Genomic DNA, 24720 nt, shown 5'->3' with positions numbered 1-24720 from the left:
AGGCAGGAGGAGAACGTGCATATGCAAACGCAAATGGGCTACAAAGATGCATCACTTCCGATTCAGGAGCGGGTACAGGATCTGCTTGAACGAATGACTACCGCAGAGAAAATAGGGCAGTTAATCCAGCCTATGGGGTGGAAAACATACAAGAAAGCGGCAGACGGTACGGTACAGATAACCGAAGAGTTCGAGGCAGACATGGCGCTGGGTGGTGTCGGCTCGTTGTATGGTGTGCTCAGGGCAGATCCATGGACGGAAGTGACTTTGGAGACAGGGCTAACGCCCCGGCAAGGTGCGGTGGCAACGAATGTCATTCAGCAATATGCGATAGAGCATTCCCGATTAGGGATTCCGATTCTGTTCGGGGAAGAGTGTTCCCACGGGCATATGGCGATTGGTGCGACGGTTTTCCCTGTGCCGTTAACGGCAGGAAGTACGTGGAATACAGAGTTATATCGCAGGATGTGTGAGGCGATTGCTTTGGAAACCCGGAGTCAGGGCGGTGCAGCTACGTATTCTCCGGTGCTGGATGTTGTGCGTGACCCGAGATGGGGACGAACGGAGGAATGTTTTGCAGAAGATGCTTATCTGATCGGGCAGTTTGCTGTAGAAGCCATTCATGGATTGCAGGGAGAGCGTCTTGATTCTGACCGGACGGTGGTGGCGACACTCAAACATTTTGCAGCATACGGCAGTTCAGAGGGCGGGCGTAATGCAGCGCCAGTGCATATGGGATTGCGTGAATTGCATGAAATTGACCTGCTGCCGTTCAAACAAGCGGTGGAAGCCGGAGCCTGCTCGGTCATGACGGCCTATAACGAGATCGATGGCGTACCGTGTACGTCCAGTACGTATCTGCTGCATGATCTTTTGCGGGAAGAATGGGGTTTTGACGGATTTGTCATTACCGATTTTGGCGCCATCCAGATGCTGGTGAATGGACACAACACGGCAGAGAACGGAGAGCAGGCTGTGGCACAGTCCCTTCGGGCAGGTGTAGACATGGAGATGTCTGGATTCATGTACCGCAAACATCTGGCGCAAGCGCTTGAACAGGGATTACTGGAAGAGGCGGAGCTGGACTTGGCGGTGCGACGGGTGTTAGAGATGAAATTCAGGCTCGGTTTGTTTGAGCAGCCGTATGTTGATCCTGATTTTGCAGAACAGGTTATCGGGTGTGAGGAACATGTTCGGCTCGCGCGGGAGGTGGCACAAGAGGGAATTGTCCTGTTGAAAAATGAAGAACATGTGCTTCCGCTTGCTACTCAGGGAACCAAACTGGCTGTGATCGGGCCAAACGCCAACCATATCTATAATCAACTTGGAGATTATACCTCACCGCAGCCGAGAGAGCAGATTGTGACGGTGCTGGATGGTATCACACGCAAACTCGGTGGGACGGATTCTGCTCAGGTGCTGTACGCACCCGGATGCCGGATTAAGGGTGATTCGAGAGAAGGTTTTGCGCAGGCGCTTGCATGTGCGGAGCAGGCCGATGTCATCGTTATGGTGATGGGCGGATCGAGTGCTCGTGATTTTGGCGAAGATACGATTGATCTGCGGACAGGGGCATCCGTGGTAACCGATGATCCGTGGAATGACATGGAGTGTGGGGAAGGCATTGACCGTTCTTCTTTGAACCTGATGGGTGTGCAGCTGGAACTGGTGCAGGAAATACATAAACTGGGGAAACCGGTCATTGTGGTCTATATTAACGGGCGACCGATTGCTGAACCGTGGATCGATAAGCATATTCCGGCCATTCTGGAAGCCTGGTATCCGGGGCAGGAGGGAGGCCATGCGATCGCAGATGTATTGTTCGGGGATGTGAATCCATCCGGACGACTGACCGTTTCCATTCCTAAACATGAAGGTCAGCTTCCTGTGTACTATCATGCGAAGCGGACGCGCGGTAAACGGTATTTGGAGATGGATCTAACGCCGCAGTATGTCTTCGGACATGGACTGAGTTACACGGATTTCAAGTATGACAATGTACGAGTGACACCGGAAGTGATTGGACCAGACGAAGAGGCGCAGGTTCAGGTCGAGGTGACGAATGTGGGTACTGTAGCAGGCAAAGAAGTTGTGCAGCTGTACATTACCGATGTGTCGGCTTCCGTTACCCAGGCCGAAATCGCCTTAAAAGGTTTTTGTAAAATCCATCTGGAGCCAGGAGAGACCCGAACAGTAACGTTCCCTGTGCAAAAAGAACATCTCGCACTGATCGACTCCCGTCTTCGGTCTGTGGCGGAACCGGGTGAATTCAAGATGATGGTCGGACGCAGCTCTGCGGACTGGACGGCTTGCAGTCTGTATGTACAACAGGTGGAGGTGAAGGTATGATCCGAATTCAACGTTTTATTGATGATTTGAAGCAGCGACAGTGGTTGGAAGTCGTTGAGCTTCCCGAGTGGCAGATGCAGCGTGCCCGATATATTCGGCCGGGAGAATACGAGTATGCAGATGAACGGAAATCTGACCAGCGGCATGGAGATGGACCTAGGCGATTGGAGCGGGATGGGAACGAGGCGATACAACAGTCCCTAAATCCCTTGAACAGCACGCACGGAACGACGTATTTTCTGAGCAAAAGAGTGCAGATTCCTGAGACGTGGCAGGACGAGGCTATTGGATTTGTTTTTGAAGCTGGTGGGGAAGGGTTACTGAAGGTGAATTGTGTTCCTTATCATGGGCTGGATCGTAATCATACCTTCGTACCTCTCCCGAGAGAACGTGTGGGAATCTCGCCACAGCTGGAGATTGAGCTGTATGATCCCATTCCCGAACCGCATGATCCACTCAATCGGCAAGCGGTGATCCAGCCTCCGATCCAAGGGATACGAGCAGCACTGGTGCATGTGAATCAACCGTTGCAGAGCCTGATGTACAGCATAATGGTGCTTTCCGAGTCACTGCAGGTTGTACCAGAGAAGGATCTTAAGCGTACAACGTTGGTTCGGGCGATGCATCAGGTAATGGATGAGATGTATAAAGATTCGGGTCGCTGGCAGGAAGGCATTTGGTTGCAAGAGTTAGAGCAGAGGCTCGTGCAGATCGTACAGCAGGAAGACCGGGAGCCGTACCGAAGCGGGTTTATGCATCTGGTCGGACAGTCCCATATCGATGTGGCTTGGCTCTGGCCTGTGCGAGAAACCGTACGCAAGTCGAGCCGAACGTTCTCTACGATGTGTACGTTAATGGACACGTACCCGGATTTTGTGTACTCGCAGAGCCAGCCTCAATTATATGCTTTTGTGAAGGAGCATTATCCAGAGTTGTACGAACGAGTGAAGGCAAGAATTGCCGAAGGTCGCTGGGAACTGGTTGGCGGCATGTGGGTGGAGCCGGACTTGAACATTCCAAGTGGTGAGTCCTTGGTACGCCAGATTTTGTATGGACAGCAGTTCTATCAGTCGGAATTTGGCAAACGTTCGAACATCGAATGGCTGCCCGATACGTTTGGTTATTGCGCTTCACTGCCTCAGATTCTGAGGCTTGCGGACATTCCTTATTTTATGACGACCAAATTGAACTGGAATGATACCAATGTGTTCCCGTATGATCTGTTCGACTGGGTGGGAATTGACGGTACCTCGGTGCTGTCTTACCTGAATCATGGTGTGAATGAACACACGCGTCCCAAAGATTTGCATGAACACTGGCAGTCTTACAAACAAAAAGATATTCATGCGGAGCAGATGCTGCTCTATGGACATGGGGATGGCGGCGGCGGTGTGACGAATGAAATGGTGGAGTTTGCCGAGCGTTCTCATCTGATGTCGGGGCAGCCGATTAGTCAATTCAGCACGGCCGGAGCCTTTTTTGAAGGGATCACAGCGAGTAAACCGACTTTGCCGAAGTGGCACGGTGACCTGTATCTGGAGCTGCATCGCGGCACGTATACAACCCATGCGCGGAATAAACGCAGCAATCGCAAGGCCGAGGTGCTCTATCGTGAAGCAGAAATCTGGAGCCAATGGGATCAGAATCGCGGCCGGATATTGGAGCGCAAGGAAGTGCTTGATGAAGGCTGGAAGATGATCATGCTGAACCAGTTCCATGACATTATCCCTGGTACGTCGATTCCCGAAGTGTATGTAACTTCTGCTGAGGAGTATACGAAGGTGTTTACGCTTGGTGAAGAATTGTTACAGGATACTATCGGGGGGATCGCGGATAACGTTGCAACGAATGAAGTACCAGGTAAGCCGTACGTTATATTCAACAGTCTTGGCTGGGAACGGAGTGAAGTAATCTGTATCTCGGGGGATGTGGAATGGGCTGGATTGGCGGCATATGATCGCTATGGGAATCGTTTGATTAGCGGGGTAGAGCGGCATGAGCGTGGAGTTAGCCTGCATGTGTTTGTTCCTTCGATTCCTGCGTTTGGGTATACCACCATATGGCTGCGTGAGGCAGAAGAGGAGATGTTGCGGGATGCAGTTACAGAAGTTGACTCTGCAATACAAGGTAAATCTAGGTTTGAGACGATCCCGGATCGTTGGGAAACCGAGTTCTATTTGCTCGAATTCAACGGCTTGGGTGAGATCACAAGATGGTATGACAAGACCTTAGAGCGTGAATGGTTGAAACCGGGTGACCGAGCGAATGAGTGGCAGTTTTTCCATGACAAACCGACGTACTGGGATGCATGGGATATCGATCCGCGGTTCGAATCTCAGCGAGCGGCTGCTGTACAGCTTATCTCCAGAGAGATTGTACAGCGCGGCTCTGTACAGGATGTACTGCGGTTCCGCTGGAAGCTGAATGATTCCGAGATTAGCCAGGATGTGATTCTAGTTCATCATCAGCGGCGCGTTGATTTTAAAACCAGGATCGATTGGAATGAAAGCCACAAGTTGCTCAAGGTAGCATTCCCGGCAGATCTGGTGGCGGCTAAAGCAACCTATGAGATTCCATTTGGTGCCTTGGAGCGGGCAACGCATAACAATACGAGTTGGGAACGGGCGCAGTTTGAAGTGTGCGGGCATCGCTGGGCTGATCTCTCGGAGGGCAACAGTGGTGTCAGTTTGCTGAATGACTGCAAGTACGGCTATGACATTAAGGATCGTACGATCCGTCTGTCCTTGCTACGAGCGCCAAAATGGCCGGATATACATGCCGATCAAGGGCAGCATGAGTTCACATATTCGGTACTACCGCATGCAGGAGACTGGCGTCAGGCTAATGTGGTGCAACGTGCGATGGAACTGAATCATCCGGTACAGGTGGTTGCAGCCAAACCGCATGCGGGTGTAAAACCCTCGGAACACAGCTGGGTACAGTTGCATAGTGAACATGTCATTTTGGATACGATTAAGGCATCGGAAGATGGAACGGGAATGGTACTGCGTTTCTATGAATCAACCGGAGGCCGTGAAACGGTACAGGTGCAGTGGAATGAGCAAAATTTGAGTGCATCAATTATTAATCTGCTGGAAGATGAGCTTGCGCCACTCACTTGCGAGGGTGGAGCTTTTAAACTGACGTTTAAACCCTTTGAAATCAAGTCGGTAAAGCTTGTGCCATAAAAGAACAGCATAACTCATTTATCTCATGGGAGGTATGACATGAAATTAACCAATAAGATCGGTGTAATCGTGGACAGTTTTGGCGTAGGTGTACGGGAAGGACTGTTGAAAGCCAAGGATTCGGGTGCAGAAGGTGTGCAGATCTACGCAGTGAAGGGGGAGATGGACCCGGAAAATCTGTCTCCTGCAGCACGAAAAGAACTTCGGAGTTATATTGATGGTTTGGGTCTGGAGATTTCAGCTTTGGTTGGTGATCTGGGCGGTCACGGTTTCCAGGTCGAGGCAGACAATGCATGGAAAGTAGAAAAGTCGAAGAGGATTGTTGATCTGGCACTTGATCTGGGCACGAATATCGTGACCACGCACATTGGTATCGTCCCGCATGACCCCTCCTCCGAAGTATATGCCACACTCCACGCGGCTTGCGAGGAATTGGGGCAATACGCCAAAAGTCTGGGCGCCTACTTCGCGATCGAGACAGGGCCAGAAACAGCTGCGGATTTGAAGGGTTTTCTGGATACTCTCTCTACAAACGGGGTGTCGGTCAACTTTGACCCGGCGAACATGGTGATGGTGACAGGTGATGACCCGGTGCAGGGAGTGAAGCTGCTGAAGGAGTATATTGTGCATACCCATGTGAAGGACGGCCTGCGTCTGAAAGAAGTTGATCCGCGAGACGTGTATGGTGCGGTGGGTTATGCTCCGATGGATCATGAGAAAATTGCCGAAATGGTGGCTTCAGGGAGCTTTTTCCGCGAAGTACCACTAGGCGAGGGCGCCGTTGATTTTGATGCCTATTTTGCTGCTCTTCAGGAGATTGGTTATACGGGGTATCTGACCATTGAGCGTGAAGTGGGTCACCAGCCGGAACAGGATATTCGTAAGGCCGTGCAATTCATCAAACAATTTCGATAGGAGTGGAGCAGATGAAGGTAGGTCTGAGCACGTACAGTTTGTTGAATGATCTGAATTCGGGAGCCATGACGGTGCTGGATGTGATTGACTGGATTGCAGCAAATGGCGGTGAGCATATGGAGATGGTTCCCTACGGATATACGGTGGAGGATAATCATGAACTGGCGGATGCGATTCGGGAGCGAGCCGCAGCAGCAGGGCTTGAGCTGTCGAACTATTCGATGCCAGCTAACTTTGTGCAGGAGACGGAAGAGGTTTTTGAAGAAGAGGTGTCTCGGGTCAAACGACATGTGGATGTTGCACACCGGATGGGTGTCCGTCATCTGCGCCACGACGTTACCGCATTCAAGCTGCCCGAGGAGAGTACAACCATCGCCTGGTTTGAACAGCATTTGCCACTCATGGTCAGGGGAAGCCAGATCATTGCGGATTATGCTGCGCAGTACGGGATGATTACAACCATTGAGAATCATGGATTCAGTGTGCAGGCTAGTGATCGGGTTCAGCGAGTATTGCATGCCGTAGATCGGCCCAATTTCAAAACAACGCTGGATATTGGCAACTTCATGTGTGTAGACGAAAATCCGATTATCGGTGTGATGAACAATTTGCCATATGCTTCACTCGTTCATTTCAAAGATTTCTATTTCCGTCCGTATGACGAGCATCCGGGGGAAGGGGAGTGGTTTACCACCACCTATGGTAACTTTCTGCGTGGTGCAATCGTAGGTCAAGGTGATATTCCCATTCGTAAAATCGTCAAGCTGATTAAAGACTCTGGTTATGATGGCAACATCACAGTGGAGTTCGAAGGCATGGAGGAATGCAAAGCCGCTTCCAAAATCGCCATGGACAATCTACGTCGTTTCTGGAATGAAGCATAGGAAGAAACGTCAATAGTGTAGGGGAAACAGGTTACTAAAAATTCTAAACGATCAGGATACGAATAACGTTATTTAAAATTTAGGATATAATTAAACCAAATTTATTGTCTTCAGGGCCGCGTTTTTCCGGCTCTTTTTGTCATACGCAGCATACGAACCAGGAGATAAACAACGTAGAGTCATTGGAAGGCATAAGTTACGATGATCACAAGTATGCTATACTGAACATACGCAGCCTGAAAATAACTGGCTATGGATAGGAGAGATTGTGAATCTATGCAGGTATTTGAGGACTGGAACCAAAAAGTTAAGAAGACGTTCAACGCAACGAATCCCGAAGTGGTACTGACGGTAACTGAGGCTGGAAGCCTGTTGGGACTGAGTAAAGACCAGATGAAGTTATACGTGGATAAAAACAAACTCACCAAAGTACCCATTATGAGAAGTGTGCATCGATACCTTTTGTTAAAAAGTGAAATTGATCGCATTTTGCAGGCACAATAGATATAGGGAAGCGGCACGCAGTCTTACACGACAAGGGTAGTAACTGAATATAACGTTTATAGCCATTTGACCGGGCAGTACTCGGGAGAGTGGCTTTTTTCTTGTGTAGAGAGGAACACCAAACAGGGAATGGAAGAAGAATATGTTGGGAAATATAGCTCTGTAACGGTCAATTGAACAGAGTGGGAATTTGTGCTTGTCAAAGGACAATCCATTCCTATATACTCATTTCCCAAGTGGCCTGACCTATGATTACATGAACTCAGGGGAGATGAACAATCCATGGCAATTAACTTGAATGTGTACCTTGTTACCAATGGTAACGGGCGTGAAGCTGTTGAGTTCTACAAAGAGGCATTTGGTGCGGAAGTGCTCGCCATGCAGACTTTTGGGGAAGGCCCATCCAGTCCGGATCATCCGATCCCACCAGAGGCCAAGGACTGGATTATGCACGCTTCTCTGCAAATTGGTAGTTCGGTACTGATGTTATCCGACACATTGCCAGGTATGCCGCACACCATTGGAGATAATATCACGGTGACGGTCAATACGGATACGGCTGAGCAAGCGAAGGACATTTTCGGTAAACTTGAAGTAGGCGGTAAAGTGAATATGCCGATTCAGGAAACCTTCTGGAGTCCGGCTTACGGTAACGTAACCGACAAGTTTGGTGTGCAGTTCCAAATCAGTGCTACGCCTGGACAAGCTTAGAGATAGATTTGGGAAATGCCGGTTAAGCATAGAACGTGAAGTATTAAACTAAATACTTGATCTACTGTATAGTCATTGCAAAAAAACCTCCATTCGCTACATGTTGTAGCATGGAGGTTTTTCAGGGTACACTTTTTTGAAAAATAGACTAATCTTCCTTCTGAATCTTGGACGGGTTGTTGATCTTGTAAGGCACCGGATTGCGGGTCAACTTTTTCTTAATAATTTTGGCTTCAAAGGTAAGCACGTCTCCGACTTCCAGCTCATGCTTTTTCATCGTCGCACTGTGGCTTGACCAGGCTTCACCAACTTCAATCACTTCGGGCTCGGTGATCGTTAACGCTTCATAGATGATGACCTCGTCGTCATTGTCTGAGAAATGATTCGGTACGGTCGTGAATTCTTTGACCACCGCACTCATCTTCACTTTGCCATCAGGCAAATCAATTTTGACGGCTTTTGCTTTCGGTGCAGCTTTGGTTTTCGGTTTGGCTTCCGAAATCGCGTCTGTACTGGCACCTGATTGGGGCCCAATGTATTCCTCCACCAATCCGTCAGGGTCTCCTTTGAGGTCGGAGAAGGAATCTGGCCCATCCATGTCATCCTCTGGATCATACTGCTCTGCTGGGAAGTTGTCCTTAACGGACGTATTAGCGAGATCAGAGGCCTGTGCATCCATAGATTCACTGCTTGTAGAAGCAACTGGTTCACCATCAACCTTCTCCGTATTTTGCCCCGCAGCATCCTGTTCCGTGCCTGGCTCTGCTCCAGCTCCGCTTAATTCTCTAGTGCTGTATCCAGAAGCCTGCATCTCTTTCAGATAGGAAGGATGAATGCAGTGTTTTTTTCCGTTATCCAGCTCAATTACAGCCGTCATGTGATCTACAAATCCTAGAATCGTGCAGGGCAGGTTCAGTCCGTTTCCTTTATAATAGAACGTTTTGAGTTTGGTCGCTTTGGCCGAAATGAGGCCCCATTCCTGACACTTGGCAATTAACTCGTCTTCGTTGTCCAGTGAATAATAATCCGGTGGTTCAATCGTAAAAGCGTATGTCATATTGAATTTCCGCCTTTCAGCTGCTCTTATGTTCATCGTTTCCAAATTACCATCAGTGTATCACAATTATGTACCCGAAAGATGCAGATTCTGAAAGCTTGAGTGCAAGGCTGTGCTATAATTTGAACCAAATATATAGATGGGAACTCTGTTATCACCATGTTTGTGTCGATCAAATTTAACTTATATAGATCAAATACATACTTGGAGAAAGGATGATTGTAGTGGAGAAAAAAGTTAACCATCAGGCACTTTGGCTTGGCGTGGGTGTGGCACTTGGTGCAAGCTTTGGTACAGCTACGGGGCAGATCGGACTGGGCATCGCTTTTGGCGCTGCTCTTGGTGTTGTGATCGGATCGGTAGTCAGTCAACGTGCAGGTGCTGATTCACATGACATGTTAAGCGAGCATGTTCTGGAATTGCATAAGCTGGAGGATTGGCAAGAAGTACTTCACCGTTCGCAGGAGCATCCGGTACTGCTGCTGAAGCACAGCACAACATGTCCAGTCAGTGCGCGAGCGTATAGAGAGTTTATGGCTTTTGTCGGCACGAATGCATCCGATCCGAAACAGACGATGGAGTATCGGATCGTCAAAGTCATCGAGAACCGCCCGTTATCCCGCCACATCGCGGAAGAAACTGAGGTACGCCATGAATCTCCACAGATACTTCTGCTCGATGAGGGGCGAGTTAGCAAACACGCCTCACACGGTCAGATCACTAAAAAACGACTGACACAGTGGGCGCAGAATTTGTTTGGGTAAGTAGTGGGTTTGTAATAACACGTTGTGCACTTTAAAAATATAAGAAAAAATCATATCTTATCGTTGGTATATCATTTAAAATAAAAGAAGCCTTTATACCTTCTGAATCGGAGTGATATATATGGAACAATATAAATTCAAGCCTGAGCATAGTCAGATGATTGTTAAAGCTATTATCGAAGGGTACAAAGAATATATTGAGCACCGTATAGATCGACGAGTTAACATGGAGATTAGTTCGGCATTTGCTTGGACAAAGGGAAATTTTATAGAGAGTAAAATCGCTGAATATTGTAAAGAAGATGATGGAAAGACATTTACTCATAAAAAGTCTAAAGCGGGTTTAACTTGGGATTATCTTCAATTCACTCATAAGGACTCCAAAGTTCTGTTTTTAATTAAAAATGCAGCCTACTTTAATGAAAAATGTTTTTCTCGGGCAAAACTACCTACGGGTGATGATCGAAAAGGGGCAATGCGCACATATTTACATGATCTGTCCAAAATTAATGTAGATTTGGATTTTCCGATAGAACCGCCCCTGAATGATTCGGATCATTCCAAAAAGGTAGTGCAGCTTTCCTTGCCCATTCAAGTAAGTCAGGTTACACGCGTGAAAGAAGAACTTAAACAGCTGTCATCTATGTACAATGAGTTTCATATTCTCACCTATGCTATGGATGATGCGTATCAAATCTCCGAGGTAAAGCATTACTTACCCAATCCGCATGATAACATAGCCTACTTTATAGAAGATCTGTCTGATTTCATCTCGGGTGCTGAACTTAGCGATCGTGAACGTGAAGTTCTTGCACCGGACTTGGACGATATGCTTGATCCAGCAGCGTATGATATTGAAATTTTGGAAGAAGAACGGCAGGGGTAACCCACCCCTTAGTCTAGTAAGGAGGAAACCGTGTGTTCATGGGTGAAAATCTGACCAATCTGCGCATTATGCATGGTTATTCGAGAAAAGAGCTTTCCGAAAAACTGGGTGTAACAGAGCAGGCGGTCTGGCAATATGAAAATGCGTACACTTCCCCCAAAGTGCCTATCGTTAATGATTTGAAACAGATTTTCAGTGTCAAAAGCAAGTATTTTTACGAGAAAGACAAACTTGCTGAACGTAATAACGCAGCCAACATCAATGTGATGAACATCGCTTATCGATCTAAGGTGATGAATGTGATCTCCAAGACGCAGACAGAGGCTAAACATGTGGAGTATCTGGATACCTTTGTAAACTACATTACTGCTCAGATTAGCCTTCCCACCTTGAAGATCATTCAGCTCAGGGAAGAAGCAATCCAATACATGAATCAATCACAGGAAGATCGTACAACGCAAATTCAATATGTGGCAAAGCTTGCAAGGCTGCGATTAAATCTGGAGAGGGCAACGAATGAAAACCTGATGTTCTGGATTGAGAAAAGTGGAGTATACGTCTTCGAGAAGGCGATTGGCGAAGGGATCGATGCATACAGTCTGTGGACGAGAGAGGATCGCCCATTCATTATTCTAGGGAATATTAAACGATCGGCTGTACGCAGAAATTTTGATATCGCCCATGAGCTTGGTCATTTGTTGCTTCACTATCGTCTGGAGTTCGTGAACCTGGATCGGAAAGAGCATAGGGCGATTGAAAATGAAGCCAATTTGTTTGCTGGTGCATTGTTATTGCCAGAAGAAGAGTTTACACAGGATATGCAGGGCATTTCCCAAGTCACCAATCCGGATCATTATCTCGATTTGAAAAATAAATGGAAAACATCCTTACAAGTGTTAGGTTACCGTGCTGCTAATCTGGGATTGATGGATGCCAAAACACATCGTAATTTTTATGCAGCCATGCATCGAAGAGGATATCTGGAGAGAGAGCCGTTTGATCAGACGATTCCCTTGCAGACCCCTATGCGGGTTCGAACGATCATTGATCTTCTAGCAAATAAAGGACTTGTTGATATTCGGTATATGGTTGAGCAGGATTGGAAAGTGGAGACATCTTTCTTTCATCATATGACCGGCATCAAGCCAGAGTTCTTCAACAAATACATGACGAGTAGTCCGAGTGCCAAGATTCGTGATATCAAGGGCAAGACCACCCGCAGTTCTTAAAAAGAGATAGCCTATCCAATGAAATCCTAGATTGAAATGGTTCTACGATAGACCCGTTCTTTTCAGCTGATCGCTGAGAAGAGCGGGTCTTTTTTACGTTTTTTTTACAGTCTTGGTGGCATTTCTTTACCCCCTTTTTACAGCGTTTCGTATTACGATTTTACCTGTAGCAAGGGAGAAGAACGGTAGAGAGGGATGAAGGGCACATGGTGAATGATGCAACGATGATTGGACTGATCGTACTGCTGTTTGCGGTGTTTTGGGGGTTTGTAAAATTTTGCGACAAGGTCTGAGGTCAGAAAGGTGGGGAAAAAGGATGATCTTCATTGGCATTATTGTTATGGCTCTGATCGTCTACCTCGGGTATGTGCTGGTAAAGCCTGAGAAGTTTTGACGCTGTCATTCAGATATATGACCTGTCGTTCTGATAGTGGTCAGAAGCGAGCAACAAACAGCAAATACATGTTTAGGTGGATTAGGGAGGGGATGCAGGTATGGGTATCGGTGTAGTGCAAGTGGCGGTCACGCTGCTAATTATTTTGCTGCTGGTGAAGCCGGCGGGCAGTTATCTGGTGAAGGTGTTTGACCGGCAGCGAACCGGGCTTGATCGGGTGTTTGGGGGGCCGGAGCGCTTGTTATATCGGATGATGGGCGTAAGGGAAGATGAATCGATGGGTTGGAAAAAATATCTGGCTGCTGTGCTCATCTCCAATGTGGTCATGTTGATGCTGATGTTTCTGGTGTTAAGGCTGCAAAAGTTCCTGCCCCTCAATCCGGACGGGATTGATAATATGCCCGCTGCACAGGCATTTAATACAGCCGCCTCTTTTATGACAAATACCAACTGGCAGTCTTATACGGGCGAGAACGCCCTGTCGTATCTGTCACAACTGCTGGCCGTGACGTTTCCGATGTTTACCTCGGCTGCAACGGGATTCGCGGTGGCAATTGCCTTTATTCGCGGCTTGGTGGGACGCAGGGATGATCTGGGTAACTTCTATGTCGACCTGGTGCGGTCGATTACACGTATTTTTTTACCGCTCAGCTTCATCGTGGCCTTATTCCTGGTGTTTCAAGGGGTACCACAGACACTGGCGGGTGCCGTGAACGCAACCACGCTGGAAGGTGCTCAGCAGACCATCACGCGCGGATTGGTAGCCTCGCTAGAGTCCATTAAACATATCGGAACCAACGGCGGAGGCTGGTTTGGCACCAATGCTGCTCATCCATTCGAGAATCCAACGGCACTGAGTAATCTGGTGCATATCGTCTGTATGATGCTGCTGCCCACGGCGCTGGTCTATGCATTCGGCTTGATGGTGAATAACCGGAAACAGGGCTGTGCGCTTTTTGCAGCGATGGGATTTCTTTTTGTGGTGATGCTGACAACGGTTTTTGTATCAGAGTATCGCGGCGTACCCGCACTGGAATCGAGCGGTTTGCATGGCAATATGGAGGGCAAGGAGGTCAGGTTTGGCATTCCTGAATCGGCATTGTTTACAGCGGTGACTACGGCGGCAACAACGGGGTCGGTGAACAACATGCATGAGTCACTGACTCCGCTCGGAGGAATGGTTTCTCTGGCCCAGATGATGCTAAACAACGTATTTGGCGGCAAAGGTGTGGGTCTGTTGAACGGCCTGCTCTATGTCATTATCGCCGTATTTATCTGCGGGTTGATGGTGGGCCGGACACCGGAGTTTCTGGGCAAAAAGATTGAAGGTAAAGAAATCAAGCTGGCCTGTATCGCCCTGCTGATTCATCCATTGATTATTCTGGCGCCAACCGCGCTCGCCTTGATGCGGCCTGAGGCCGTGGCATCCATCTCGAATGGCGGCACGCATGGGCTGACCGAGGTACTGTACGCTTTTGCCTCCGGTGCTGCGAATAATGGATCGGCCTTTGCCGGACTGAACGCCAACACAGACTTTTATAACATCGCAATTGGCATTGTCATGCTGTTGGGAAGATATATTTCCATGATCGCTATGCTGGCAATTGCAGGATCACTTGCCGTGAAACGGGTTGTACCGGTCACCACTGGAACACTGCGGACACATACGCCACTATTTGCTGGCATTTTGGTCATGATGATCGTGGTTGTGGGTGCCCTGACATTCTTCCCGTCGCTGGCTCTTGGCCCGATTGCGGAGCAGTTGGCGATGGTTCGGTGAGCAACAAGCGATCACCATTAAACATTGAACGAAAGAAGGAACAGCACATGGAACGAATGGCTAAGACTGTTCAACATACACCTACATCGAAACGCTCATTAAACAAACCAATGTTGTTACAGGCCATGCGAGATGCATTCAAAAAATTGAATCCAATGGTCATGATCAAAAATCCAGTCATGTTCATCGTGGAAGTGGGCACATTCATCACGCTGTTATTAAGTTTCGACCCAAATCTGTTCACCGCGTCGGATGCAGGGCGAGGATACAATATAGCGGTCTTTTTCATTCTGCTGTTTACCTTGCTCTTTGCAAACTTTGCCGAGGCGCTGGCGGAAGGACGAGGCAAGGCACAGGCAGATACACTACGCAAGACGAAATCGGATACGATGGCTAATCTGGTGCAGAAGGACGGAACATTGAAATCAGTGGCTTCGACCCATTTGAAAAAAGGGGACTTCGTCCGTGTGGAAGCGGGTCAGCTTATTCCAACGGACGGTGAAATTATCGAAGGTCTGGCCTCTATTGACGAATCGGCCATTACAGGGGAATCGGCTCCCGTGATCAAGGAAGCCGGAGGTGATTTCTCTTCAGTGACCGGAGGCACAAGGGTTACCTCGGATTACATCATTATGCGGGTGCAGACAGATCCTGGCGAATCGTTCCTGGATCGAATGATCTCCCTTGTCGAAGGGGCACAGCGTCAGAAAACACCAAATGAGATTGCGCTGACCACCTTGCTTGCGGTGTTAACGCTGATTTTCCTGATCGTCATATTAACGATGGTTCCCATGGCTAAATATCTCGGTATCCGGCTTGATCTGGCAACTCTGATTGCCTTGCTTGTCTGCCTGATTCCGACAACTATCGGGGGGCTGCTGTCCGCCATTGGTATCGCTGGTATGGATCGGGTGACACAATTTAACGTGCTCGCCATGTCGGGTAAAGCGGTGGAGGCCGCTGGTGATATCGATACATTGATTCTGGACAAAACCGGTACGATCACGTACGGCAACCGGATGGCATCTGAATTTATGCCTGTCCAGGGTGTGACTGTACCCGAGATGACACGAGCCGCACTTCAAGCTTCGGTACGTGATGAGACGCCGGAAGGCCGTTCTGTCGTAGAACTTGCGAGTAAGCAGGGACAGAGCTGGGAAGAGAGCAATTACACCAATGCCGAAAGTATCGAGTTTACCGCGGAGACTCGCATGTCCGGTCTGAATCTAAGTGATGGAACGAAAATACGTAAAGGCGCCGTAGATGCGATCAAACGTTATGTGACTTCGGAAGGTGGACGTGTACCTGGCGATCTGGATGAAATTGCAACACGGATTGCAAAGGCCGGGGGTACGCCCCTGGCGGTAGCTATCCATAACCGAATCTATGGTGTGATTTATTTGAAAGATACTGTGAAACCCGGTCTCAAGGAGAAGTTTGCCGAGATGCGTGCGATGGGCATCAAGACAATAATGTGCACCGGTGATAACCCGCTGACGGCAGCGACAATAGCAATGGAAGCGGGTGTGGATGATTTTATAGCCGAAGCGAAGCCTGAGGACAAGATTGCGGCGATCCAAAAAGAGCAGCAGGAGGGCAAGCTCGTTGCCATGACAGGCGACGGCACCAACGATGCTCCTGCCTTGGCACAGGCCGATGTGGGCCTGGCGATGAATTCGGGCACCATGGCGGCCAAGGAAGCGGCCAACATGATTGACCTGGACTCCGACCCGACCAAACTGTTGTCGGTGGTCTCTATAGGTAAGCAGCTGCTGATCACACGCGGTGCACTGACCACATTTTCGATATCCAACGATATCGCCAAATATTTTGCCATCATTCCAGCCATGTTCATCCTCGCCATGCCACAGCTTCAGGCCCTGAACATTATGAATCTGGGCTCGCCGCAATCTGCGATTCTGTCGGCCCTGATCTTCAATGCGATTATTATTCCATTGCTCATCCCGATTGCAATGAAGGGTGTGAAGTATCGGGCCATGTCTGCGGAACGGCTGCTGACCCGCAATGTGTTCATCTATGGTGTTGGCGGTGTGATTGTGCCGTTTATCGGCATCAAGCTGATTGATCTTGTTCTGTCAGGTTTGATGTAACGGAAGGAAAGCGAAGAGATAATACATTAAATCCATTCAGGAAGTGATTTGTATGAAGATGTTTTTACCCGCGCTGCGGTTGTCTGTTGTGCTTATGCTGGTCTGTGGTCTGCTCTATCCGCTCGTCACTACGGGGGTAGCTCAGTGGCTGTTTCCCTCACAGGCAAATGGCAGTCTTATCACTCAAGATGGAAAAATTATTGGTTCCTCCCTGCTGGCGCAGGAAGTAAAGTCGCCTGGGTTGTTCCAACCTCGGGCATCGAATGCGAATTATGATCCGACCGCTTCAGCAGGGTCTAACCGTGCGGTGGCATCCCCGGAATATATCGCGGAGATGAACCAAAAGATGGCTGCACTCCGTCAGGGAAATCCTGCTCTACCGCATCAAATTCCTGCCGATCTGGTTACAGGTTCCGGTTCAGGACTTGACCCGGATCTGTCTCCTGAAGCAGCTGAGGCACAGGTTGCACGGATCAGCCAAGCGACAGGTCTGAGTGAGCAGCAGTTGACTCAGCTCATCCAGAAGCATACGCAAGGCCGCCAGCTAGGCTTATTCGGAGAGCCGCGTGTGAATGTAACAGAGCTGAATCTGGCCCTGATCGCAGAAGAGAAGTAGAAGGAGAGTTCGTGGAAGGGGCTTTCTCCATTTGTTGAAACGTTGCCACGCGATGCCCAAGATAGGAGGGGGAGGAGATCCGCATGGAAGACACCTTTAAGCGCAAATCCCCGGAAGAGATGCTGCGCATGATTTCGAAGCTGCAAGAAGGCACGCTGAAAATCTACATTGGCCCGGTCAGTGGTTCAGGCAAAACCTATCATATGCTCAGGGATGGTAACCACTTGCGGGAGCAGGGTCTAGATGTGGTGATCTGTGCGGTATCCACGATGAAAAGGCCGGAAACGGTGGAACAGCTAGGTGAACTTGAGCGTGTTCCTAGCATTCACTGGATCAGAGGCAGTGACGGAGCAGAGATGAAAGATCTGAATCTGGATGCTCTATTGGTTCGCAATCCCGAGGTTGTCCTAGTTGATGGGCTAGCTCATCGAAACCGGACGGGGGCAACACATGCGACCCGGTTGGAGGATATCCGTTTTTTGTTGCACCACAACATCAGTGTCATGACTACGGTGAATGTGTATGAGCTGGAGGGTTATACCGAATTGGCCAGACAACTCACGGGAATCAAGGTGACGCATACCTTACCAGCAGATACATTGGAACTGGCTGATGAAGTGAAGCTGATCGATGTTACGCCAGAGACCATTTTGAGTCGTCTTGCGGAAGGTCACCTGCAGGGTCACGGGAGTGCAGATTTTTTTCGCCAAGGCAATATTGGCATTTTACGCGAGCTGGCTTTGAAACTTGTTGCAGAAGGCGTTAACGAGTCTTTACGTGAACATCGAGAGGAAATGGGTCTTCCGATCACAACGGGCATCATGGAACGTATTCTTGTATCCGCACAGTACCACTGGAATGGTTCGATTTATATTCAGCGCGGACAACAGATTGCCCGCAGATTGAACGGAAGCCTGCATGTCGTTGTTTTCCGCCAAATGAAACAGCCGTTAACGAAAGAGGCCACGGTTTTTCGCCGTAACATGATCAAGCTGGTGGACAAAATCGGCGGACACATGGAGGAACTTCCGGCCTTACATCGCCGTTACATTCCTTCTACATTGGCACAGTATGCCATGAAACACCAGATTACCCGGATTGTCATGGGGCATTCGCGGCGTACACGTTGGCAGGAGTTATGGCAGGGTTCCCTCATTAACTCGTTGCTTCGCAAACTGCAAGGGGTAGATCTGCTGCTGGTTGCGGATCGGTCAGTCCATGAGGGTGAACGGGTTGTTCCAGCGAAAGTAAACGATACGGAGCAGAAGACCTATCGCAGACTCAGCGAGCAGGAGATGAAGGAACAGATCGGACTGATTCGGCGCGGAACGTTCAAAATCTATATCGGTGCCGCCCCTGGCGTGGGCAAAACCTACATGATGCTGCGAGAAGGCAACGACCTGCTGCGCAAAGGTATTGATGTGCGGATCGGACTACTAGAAACTCATGGGCGAGCGGGCACGGTGGAACAGATCAGACAATTGCCTGTCATTGCGCGAGAGCAAAGCGTGTATCAAGGAACACAGCTAGAGGAAATGGACACGGAAACAATACTGGAATTACATCCAGAAGTCGTGCTGGTGGATGAACTGGCGCATACCAACGTGCCTGGCAGTGTTCGGCAAAAGCGATATGAGGATGTACTGCGCTTACTGGACGCAGGCATATCAGTCATTACAACCGTGAATGTACAGCATCTCGAAAGTTTGAATGATGCCGTCGAGCATATTACAGGTGTTCGGGTTCGAGAGACGGTACCTGATCGGATTATCCAATTGGCGGACGAGGTGCAGCTGATAGATGTTGCCCCCGAGGCCTTGCGGCAGCGCATGCGAGAGGGTAAAATCTATGCAACTGCCAAGGTGGAGCAGGCGCTTGCAAATTTTTTCAAAATGGGCAATCTGATCGCACTGCGTGAACTGGCTTTGCGCGAACTTGCGGACGATGTAGATGAACGGCTGGAATCGCAGCCACTCGCGCGTACACTTCGTGGCCCATGGCGCCGGGAGGAATCGGTTTTTGTCTGTGTCAGCAACGACCGTCAAGCCGAACGGTTAATTCGCAGAGGTTTTCGAATGGCTTATCGCCTGAAGGCATCCTGGCACGTCCATCATGTACACATCGGAACAAGCACAGCGATCAGCACAGATGTGAAGGAGCATCTGGCAGTTTTGGAGCAACTCACCGTGCGGCTTGGGGGTCATTTTCACATCCATCACAGCGCAAGGCTGCGGGAAGTTCCCGGTATTTTGGCGGCAAAGGCTGTAGAAGCAAAGGCAACACAACTCGTGGTGGGGCAAGCGAAGCGGGTCTGGTGGCTGAATGGTCATCGTGGCTCGGGCTCGGTAGTGAACCAGCTTGTTCGTCTGTCGAGACATCGCGATGTATTGATTGTAGCCGACGATGATTATATATAAAGCGGGTGGAATGGGATTTGTCAGAGCATATAGAAGAAGGCAAAGATAAGGAAAGTATGCAGGGTCTGTCTCGCTGGGAAAGGGTTCCTGCCTATATATGGGCTACACTTGGTATCATCCTGTTAACGGTACTGCTTCATATCATTGGGATGAGTGATGATTGGGTCAACGTTGCTCTGGTGTACCTGTTTCCCATACTGATCAGCGCTGTATATTGGGGAATGGGGCCTGCGGTATATGCAGCGACGCTCAGTGTTGTTATGTTTGATTTCTTCTTTGTTCCACCTTACCTCAGCTTTACGGTGGAGGATTTGAGGTATCTCATTTCATTTGCGGTATATCTGGCGGTAGCCATTATGACAGCAAATCTGGCAGGACGGCTGCGACAACAGCTGGATAGGGTTAAATCACGAGAAGCAACTACGAATGCTCTGTATGATCTTAGTCGGCAGATCACTGCAATTACCGATCTGGATACCTTGCTGGATAATATGACGAGCCAAATATCCCTTATGCTCGGAAGTCCAGCCGCCATGTATCTGCCGGATCAGCAGGATGAACTGAAGCTTTGGATAAAACAGAAATCGGCGTCAGAGATCGGGACAGAGAAGAGTACCTGGGGAGGCCATTCCTCAGATCTGGCTATCGCCGATTGGGTCTATAAACAGGGGCAGGTCGCAGGCAAAGGATCGACCAAACTCGGTGAGTCTGCGGGGCTGTATGTTCCACTGCGAACAGAGAATCACATTCACGGGGTAATTGCCGTACACCTGACAACCAATGAGCTGGAGAAACAACAGGAGCAGCGCCAGCTACTCGAAGCCTGCGGCAGTCTTGCGGCAGGTGCGATTGCCCGGGTGAAACTGGCTGAGGAAGCACGCCTCGCTCAAGTGACTGCTGAATCGGAGCGCATCCGAACTGCGCTGCTGGATTCGGTTTCCCATGAGCTGCGCACGCCGTTAACCGCCATTATCGGTTCAGCCACGGGGTTAATGGAGAACGACAGTCTTTTTACACCCGAGGATCGCAGAGAATTAACAGGTAACATTCGCGATGGGGCGCTGCGCATGAATCGTCTCGTGACCAATTTGCTTGGCATGGTGCGGCTGGAGAGCGGTATGTTGCAATTAAATCGTAAGTGGTGTGACGTAGGGGATATGATTAGTATCGTTTTGGAAAAAGTCAGAGAATTCAGCTCTCATCGTGAGATCGTGGTCAAGCTGCCGGAAGAACCAGTCTTTTTTTATGGAGACGAAGTGCTGCTGGAGCAGGTGCTCGTGAATATTGTCAGCAATGCAATCAAGTATTCACCTGATGATAGCAAGGTTACAATAGGGGTGAAGAAGGATATGAGCCATGCTTCCTTGACTCTTATCGTAGATGACCAGGGCATTGGGATTTCGGAAGCCGAACGAGTCTACATTTTTGATAAATTTTATCGTTCTCCATCCACGCAGCATATTACCGGAACGGGGCTGGGGCTTGCGATCTGCAAAGGCATTGTAGAAGTCCACGGAGGGACAATTCAAGCCGAGGCCAATCCGGATGGAGGCACAAGAATACGTATAGATTTGCCTGCGGGAACAGATGAACTGTCGTTTTCCTGTCCAGCGCAAGGAGAGGTTGGAGAATAGATGAATGCCGCAGTAGGAGCTCGTATTCTGGTGATTGATGATGAGCCGCAGATTCGTAAACTGCTGAAAGTGACTCTGCAGGCTTACCAGTACGAGCATTATGAGTGTGTTGATGGAGAGGAAGGAATCAGGCAGGCAAGTATAGTGCATCCCGATCTAATCATTCTTGATCTTGGTTTGCCCGGTCTGTCTGGCATGGACGTGCTTCACCGGATACGGGAGTGGTCACAGGTTCCCATTATTGTGCTAACAGCGAAGGATCAGGAAGCGGATAAAATCGCCGCATTGGACGGGGGAGCCGATGATTATGTAACGAAGCCGTTTGGCATGGGTGAACTGGTTGCCCGGATTCGGGTTGCGCTAAGGCATGTGGCCAAAACAACCGATGAACCGATTTTGCGATTCGGCTCACTGGTGATTGATTTGGCTTTAAGACAGGTTGAGCTGGACGGAGAGCAGGTCAAATTAACGCCGACGGAATACGAAATGCTCAAGGTGCTTGCCTCAAGCGCAGGCAAAATCATTACCCAGCGCCAGCTTTTGCAGCAAGTGTGGGGTGCACATCATCATGAGTCAGATAGCCATTATTTGCGGGTCTATGTAGGTCATCTACGTAAAAAATTGAAGGAAGACCCCACTCGTCCAACCTATATTCGGACGGAACCGGGGATCGGATACCGTTTTCTGCTGCAGGATTGAATTAAAGCCATAAGTCAATTGCAGACAATCGTGTATAAATTGGACATACTACGTTGAAGTATGGTTACGAACATAACAACATAAGAGTGAACAGGAGGACATAGGCATGCCGTTGTTACGTTTTGATGTCATTGAAGGACGCGATCCGAATGCGTTAAAAAAACTGCTTGATGTGGCGCATCAGGCGATGGTAGACGCATTTGAAGTGCCGCAGCGAGATCGATATCAGATTGTACATCAACATGCGGTAAACGAGATGATTATTGAAGATACCGGATTGGGACTGGAACGCAGTCGGGATATGGTCGTCATCAGTATTGTTAGCAAGGTGCGCACACCCGAAAAGAAACAGCAGCTGTATGCTCTGCTCGCAGAACGTCTGGAATCGGAATGCGGCTTGTCGCCTCAGGATTTGATGGTGTCGATCACTGAAAACGGAGAAGCCGATTGGAGCTTTGGCATGGGAGAAGCGCAATTTATGACAGGCAAGCTGTGAGGCTTCCAGGGTACGCACAACTCAAACCTCCGGTCAGTGCATATGAGGGTTCAGGGTGATCGAATAGCCGAACGAACCCGGGCGGTAAGCGTTCGGCTATGTTTATTTCCTCATTTATTTATGGACTGGAAAACGGAGCAGGACCTCAGTGCCTTGAGCAAGCTCTGACCGCACTCGGATGCTGCCGCCGTGTGCGTCCACAATCCAGCGGGCAATGGATAATCCGAGTCCGGTGCCGCCCTCCAGACGTGATCTCGCTTTATCCCCGCGATAGAATCTTTCGAATATATATGGTAGATCGGCTTTGGCAATGCCTGTTCCTGTATCGGAAATGCGGATATCCATCTGACCGGAGTGAACGCGTCCCGAGATTCGAATCTGCCCGCCTTCAGACGTATACTTGAGTGCATTGTCCAGAATGATGATGAACAACTGGCGTATGCGGCCGTGATCTCCACGCAGCCACAATGGATCATCGATCTCCAGTGTAATTTGAACGTCCTTAGTTGCAGCCAGCAGCTGAAACTGGTCAGCCAGTTCAATCAGAATGGTATCGGCTTGAACCTTGGCCTGTTCAATCTGCATCTGATTGGAGTCTGTTCGCGCAAGGGTAAGCAGATCGTCCAGCAGTTTGCTCATCCGTTTGCTTTCCTGAAGAATGGCAGCGATGTGAGGACTCTGGTCTTCAATGGATGAATCCGGGTGTTGCAACAGCAATTCTGTCTCTGCACGAATGATGGCGGTTGGAGTGCGCAGCTCGTGCGAGGCATCGGCTACAAAGCGTTGCTGCTTGTCCCAGGAGCTGCGAATCGGAACAAGGGCTCGCCCTGCCAAAAACAACCCTGCCAACAGGGAAATTAAAGCACCCGCTATAATGCCCATGATCAGATCGAACAGCAATGAGTGCAGGGTATGGTTCACATCCTCCAAACTCCTGACAATCGTCACGACCACTTCCCCGTGATATGCCTTTGGTGCAGGGAGCGTAAGTTGAGTCTGAAGCACCCTGTAGTGGTGATCTTGAAGGCTCACGGTTTGCGGTGATATTGGATCAGACGATTTTTGAAAATGACGGACGATATCAGGTGTGAAGGATTGAGGTGGCGATTGACCCAGCAGCTGACCTTCCTGATTCCAAATCAGGTAAGTAGTTTGCTCATCCTGTTCAGGGTCAGCGAGGGAAGGCTGTAGCAGCTCTCCTGCGCTGTGCATGGACTGAACTCGTTTTTGCGCCTGCATCAAAATCTCATCTGTTTCATGGAACAATCGAAAACGCATGTGAACGTACAGCAACGTGCTCAGCACAGAAAGCACCATCAGAAACACAACGGTATTCAGAATAACGAGCCTGTGGCGGGTTTGATTAAACATGAGGTTCGCCCTTGAATAGATAACCAATGCCCCGAACCGTCCGAAGTGAATGATCGGCACCGGTACCTGCCAGCTTTTTGCGTAAATGATGAATATATACGTCTACCGCACTGGTTGCTGAGCCGGAGTCAAAGCCCCATACACGGTCAAAGATTTGCTCACGCGTCAAAATCTGATCTTTATTACATATGAAAAACTCCAACAATTTATATTCGGTCGCTGTAAGCTGCAGCACATGTTCTCCGTTACAGGCATCCCTCACTGCGGGCATCAGACGAATGGAACCCCAGACCAGCTCCCCTTCCTGATCAAGCGTACCATGCCTCCGCAGCACTGCTCTCGTCCGGGCTAACAGTTCGGAGACAGCAAACGGCTTGGTGACATAATCGTCAGCCCCGGCATCCAGACCGGCAACCCGATCCTCCACCGCATCCCGGGCAGTCACAAGAATGATCGGCACGCGATTCGACTGTGAACGTAATTTTTTTACAATATCCACACCGCCAAGACCCGGCAGCATGACATCCAGAATAATCAGGTCATAGATGGCCTGCTCAGCCATGTAATATCCCTCATCTCCTGTCTCCGCTCCATCGACAAGAAAGGACTCTTGCTCGAAAATCTCAAGGATTACGTTTAACAGGGAGGGATCATCCTCTACGACAAGTACTCTCATCTGACTTCCACCTTTCGTCTCGCCTATTCCGTATTTTTA

General features: G+C 49.3%; 20 protein-coding genes. 17 read left to right on the top strand and 3 right to left on the bottom strand.

Translation table 11 applies throughout. The features are described 5' to 3' along the window. Window positions 1-33: 33 nt before the first annotated feature. From ACR8BL_RS15455 to ACR8BL_RS15430, 6 genes are all read left to right on the top strand, one after another. Entirely contained in the window at window positions 34-2349 is a 2316-nt protein-coding gene (locus tag ACR8BL_RS15455) for a glycoside hydrolase family 3 N-terminal domain-containing protein (protein ID WP_434753135.1), read from the top strand. Beyond that, on the top strand, window positions 2346-5537 hold the full coding sequence (locus ACR8BL_RS15450; protein ID WP_434748462.1) for an alpha-mannosidase: 3192 nt from the start codon (window positions 2346-2348) through the stop codon (window positions 5535-5537). The genes ACR8BL_RS15455 and ACR8BL_RS15450 overlap by 4 nt, the downstream gene beginning before the upstream one ends. Before the next feature lie 39 nt (window positions 5538-5576). Next, a complete protein-coding gene (locus ACR8BL_RS15445) occupies window positions 5577-6452 on the top strand; it encodes a sugar phosphate isomerase/epimerase family protein (RefSeq protein ID WP_434748461.1) in 876 nt (291 codons plus the stop codon). An 11-nt stretch (window positions 6453-6463) separates the two neighbouring features. Beyond that, window positions 6464-7336 carry a sugar phosphate isomerase/epimerase family protein gene (locus ACR8BL_RS15440; RefSeq protein WP_434748460.1) on the top strand — a complete coding sequence of 291 codons (873 nt, stop codon included), beginning with the start codon at window positions 6464-6466 and terminating at the stop codon, window positions 7334-7336. A 276-nt stretch (window positions 7337-7612) separates the two neighbouring features. Beyond that, complete coding sequence (locus ACR8BL_RS15435; protein ID WP_434748459.1) at window positions 7613-7840, top strand: DNA-binding protein; 228 nt, start codon at window positions 7613-7615, stop codon at window positions 7838-7840. A gap of 282 nt (window positions 7841-8122) precedes the next feature. Then, the gene (locus tag ACR8BL_RS15430) at window positions 8123-8551 is read left to right on the top strand and encodes a VOC family protein (RefSeq protein ID WP_434748458.1); all 429 of its coding nucleotides are present in this window, start codon (window positions 8123-8125) and stop codon (window positions 8549-8551) included. A gap of 148 nt (window positions 8552-8699) precedes the next feature. Here ACR8BL_RS15430 and ACR8BL_RS15425 read toward each other — a convergent pair whose 3' ends face one another. Beyond that, window positions 8700-9608, bottom strand: coding sequence for a hypothetical protein (locus ACR8BL_RS15425; RefSeq protein ID WP_434748457.1), 909 nt, complete (start codon window positions 9606-9608; stop codon window positions 8700-8702). Window positions 9609-9832: 224 nt separating this feature from the next. On the opposite strand from ACR8BL_RS15425, the gene ytxJ reads away from it, so the two are divergent. The 11 genes from ytxJ (at window position 9833) to ACR8BL_RS15370 (ending at window position 22634) form a co-directional block, all read left to right on the top strand. Further along, window positions 9833-10372: a bacillithiol system redox-active protein YtxJ gene (ytxJ, locus tag ACR8BL_RS15420; RefSeq protein ID WP_434748456.1), complete on the top strand. Its 540-nt coding sequence runs from the start codon at window positions 9833-9835 to the stop codon at window positions 10370-10372. Window positions 10373-10493: 121 nt separating this feature from the next. Beyond that, the gene (locus ACR8BL_RS15415; RefSeq protein ID WP_434748455.1) at window positions 10494-11258 is read left to right on the top strand and encodes a hypothetical protein; all 765 of its coding nucleotides are present in this window, start codon (window positions 10494-10496) and stop codon (window positions 11256-11258) included. Between the two features lie 32 nt (window positions 11259-11290). Further along, the gene (locus ACR8BL_RS15410) at window positions 11291-12487 is read left to right on the top strand and encodes a helix-turn-helix domain-containing protein (RefSeq protein ID WP_434748454.1); all 1197 of its coding nucleotides are present in this window, start codon (window positions 11291-11293) and stop codon (window positions 12485-12487) included. Window positions 12488-12803: 316 nt separating this feature from the next. Continuing rightward, entirely contained in the window at window positions 12804-12881 is a 78-nt protein-coding gene (locus ACR8BL_RS15405; protein ID WP_434753134.1) for a potassium-transporting ATPase subunit F, read from the top strand. A gap of 100 nt (window positions 12882-12981) precedes the next feature. Next, window positions 12982-14661 carry a potassium-transporting ATPase subunit KdpA gene (kdpA, locus tag ACR8BL_RS15400; protein WP_434748453.1) on the top strand — a complete coding sequence of 560 codons (1680 nt, stop codon included), beginning with the start codon at window positions 12982-12984 and terminating at the stop codon, window positions 14659-14661. Between the two features lie 47 nt (window positions 14662-14708). Continuing rightward, window positions 14709-16772 carry a potassium-transporting ATPase subunit KdpB gene (gene kdpB / locus ACR8BL_RS15395; RefSeq protein ID WP_434748452.1) on the top strand — a complete coding sequence of 688 codons (2064 nt, stop codon included), beginning with the start codon at window positions 14709-14711 and terminating at the stop codon, window positions 16770-16772. Window positions 16773-16824: 52 nt separating this feature from the next. After that, complete coding sequence (gene kdpC / locus ACR8BL_RS15390; RefSeq protein ID WP_434748451.1) at window positions 16825-17388, top strand: potassium-transporting ATPase subunit KdpC; 564 nt, start codon at window positions 16825-16827, stop codon at window positions 17386-17388. 83 nt (window positions 17389-17471) lie between these two features. Next, entirely contained in the window at window positions 17472-19805 is a 2334-nt protein-coding gene (locus ACR8BL_RS15385; RefSeq protein ID WP_434748450.1) for a histidine kinase, read from the top strand. 17 nt (window positions 19806-19822) lie between these two features. Continuing rightward, the gene (locus ACR8BL_RS15380) at window positions 19823-21439 is read left to right on the top strand and encodes an ATP-binding protein (protein ID WP_434748449.1); all 1617 of its coding nucleotides are present in this window, start codon (window positions 19823-19825) and stop codon (window positions 21437-21439) included. Then, window positions 21440-22138: a response regulator gene (locus ACR8BL_RS15375; RefSeq protein ID WP_434748448.1), complete on the top strand. Its 699-nt coding sequence runs from the start codon at window positions 21440-21442 to the stop codon at window positions 22136-22138. Window positions 22139-22244: 106 nt separating this feature from the next. Continuing rightward, the gene (locus ACR8BL_RS15370) at window positions 22245-22634 is read left to right on the top strand and encodes a tautomerase family protein (protein WP_434748447.1); all 390 of its coding nucleotides are present in this window, start codon (window positions 22245-22247) and stop codon (window positions 22632-22634) included. Between the two features lie 114 nt (window positions 22635-22748). Here the strand turns inward: ACR8BL_RS15370 and ACR8BL_RS15365 are convergent, their stop codons facing one another. After that, window positions 22749-24005, bottom strand: coding sequence for a sensor histidine kinase (locus ACR8BL_RS15365; protein ID WP_434748446.1), 1257 nt, complete (start codon window positions 24003-24005; stop codon window positions 22749-22751). After that, complete coding sequence (locus ACR8BL_RS15360; RefSeq protein ID WP_434748445.1) at window positions 23998-24681, bottom strand: response regulator transcription factor; 684 nt, start codon at window positions 24679-24681, stop codon at window positions 23998-24000. The genes ACR8BL_RS15365 and ACR8BL_RS15360 overlap by 8 nt, the downstream gene beginning before the upstream one ends. Window positions 24682-24720: the final 39 nt, after the last annotated feature.

It is taken from the genome of Paenibacillus amylolyticus (assembly GCF_051136285.1).
Lineage (GTDB): Bacteria > Bacillota > Bacilli > Paenibacillales > Paenibacillaceae > Paenibacillus > Paenibacillus amylolyticus_F.
This window is presented reverse-complemented; position numbering and strand designations above follow the sequence as displayed.

Excerpts from the sequence above, each read along its gene's own strand:
- ACR8BL_RS15455 (WP_434753135.1), top strand. The coding sequence starts at position 34 with ATGGGCTACAAAGATGCATCACTTCCGATTCAGGAGCGGGTACAGGAT.
- ACR8BL_RS15450 (WP_434748462.1), top strand. The coding sequence starts at position 2,346 with ATGATCCGAATTCAACGTTTTATTGATGATTTGAAGCAGCGACAGTGG.
- ACR8BL_RS15445 (WP_434748461.1), top strand. The coding sequence starts at position 5,577 with ATGAAATTAACCAATAAGATCGGTGTAATCGTGGACAGTTTTGGCGTA.
- ACR8BL_RS15440 (WP_434748460.1), top strand. The coding sequence starts at position 6,464 with ATGAAGGTAGGTCTGAGCACGTACAGTTTGTTGAATGATCTGAATTCG.
- ACR8BL_RS15435 (WP_434748459.1), top strand. The coding sequence starts at position 7,613 with ATGCAGGTATTTGAGGACTGGAACCAAAAAGTTAAGAAGACGTTCAAC.
- ACR8BL_RS15430 (WP_434748458.1), top strand. The coding sequence starts at position 8,123 with ATGGCAATTAACTTGAATGTGTACCTTGTTACCAATGGTAACGGGCGT.
- ACR8BL_RS15425 (WP_434748457.1), bottom strand. The coding sequence starts at position 9,608 with ATGACATACGCTTTTACGATTGAACCACCGGATTATTATTCACTGGAC.
- ACR8BL_RS15415 (WP_434748455.1), top strand. The coding sequence starts at position 10,494 with ATGGAACAATATAAATTCAAGCCTGAGCATAGTCAGATGATTGTTAAA.
- ACR8BL_RS15405 (WP_434753134.1), top strand. The coding sequence starts at position 12,804 with ATGATCTTCATTGGCATTATTGTTATGGCTCTGATCGTCTACCTCGGG.
- kdpA (WP_434748453.1), top strand. The coding sequence starts at position 12,982 with ATGGGTATCGGTGTAGTGCAAGTGGCGGTCACGCTGCTAATTATTTTG.
- kdpB (WP_434748452.1), top strand. The coding sequence starts at position 14,709 with ATGGAACGAATGGCTAAGACTGTTCAACATACACCTACATCGAAACGC.
- kdpC (WP_434748451.1), top strand. The coding sequence starts at position 16,825 with ATGAAGATGTTTTTACCCGCGCTGCGGTTGTCTGTTGTGCTTATGCTG.
- ACR8BL_RS15385 (WP_434748450.1), top strand. The coding sequence starts at position 17,472 with ATGGAAGACACCTTTAAGCGCAAATCCCCGGAAGAGATGCTGCGCATG.
- ACR8BL_RS15375 (WP_434748448.1), top strand. The coding sequence starts at position 21,440 with ATGAATGCCGCAGTAGGAGCTCGTATTCTGGTGATTGATGATGAGCCG.
- ACR8BL_RS15370 (WP_434748447.1), top strand. The coding sequence starts at position 22,245 with ATGCCGTTGTTACGTTTTGATGTCATTGAAGGACGCGATCCGAATGCG.
- ACR8BL_RS15365 (WP_434748446.1), bottom strand. The coding sequence starts at position 24,005 with ATGTTTAATCAAACCCGCCACAGGCTCGTTATTCTGAATACCGTTGTG.
- ACR8BL_RS15360 (WP_434748445.1), bottom strand. The coding sequence starts at position 24,681 with ATGAGAGTACTTGTCGTAGAGGATGATCCCTCCCTGTTAAACGTAATC.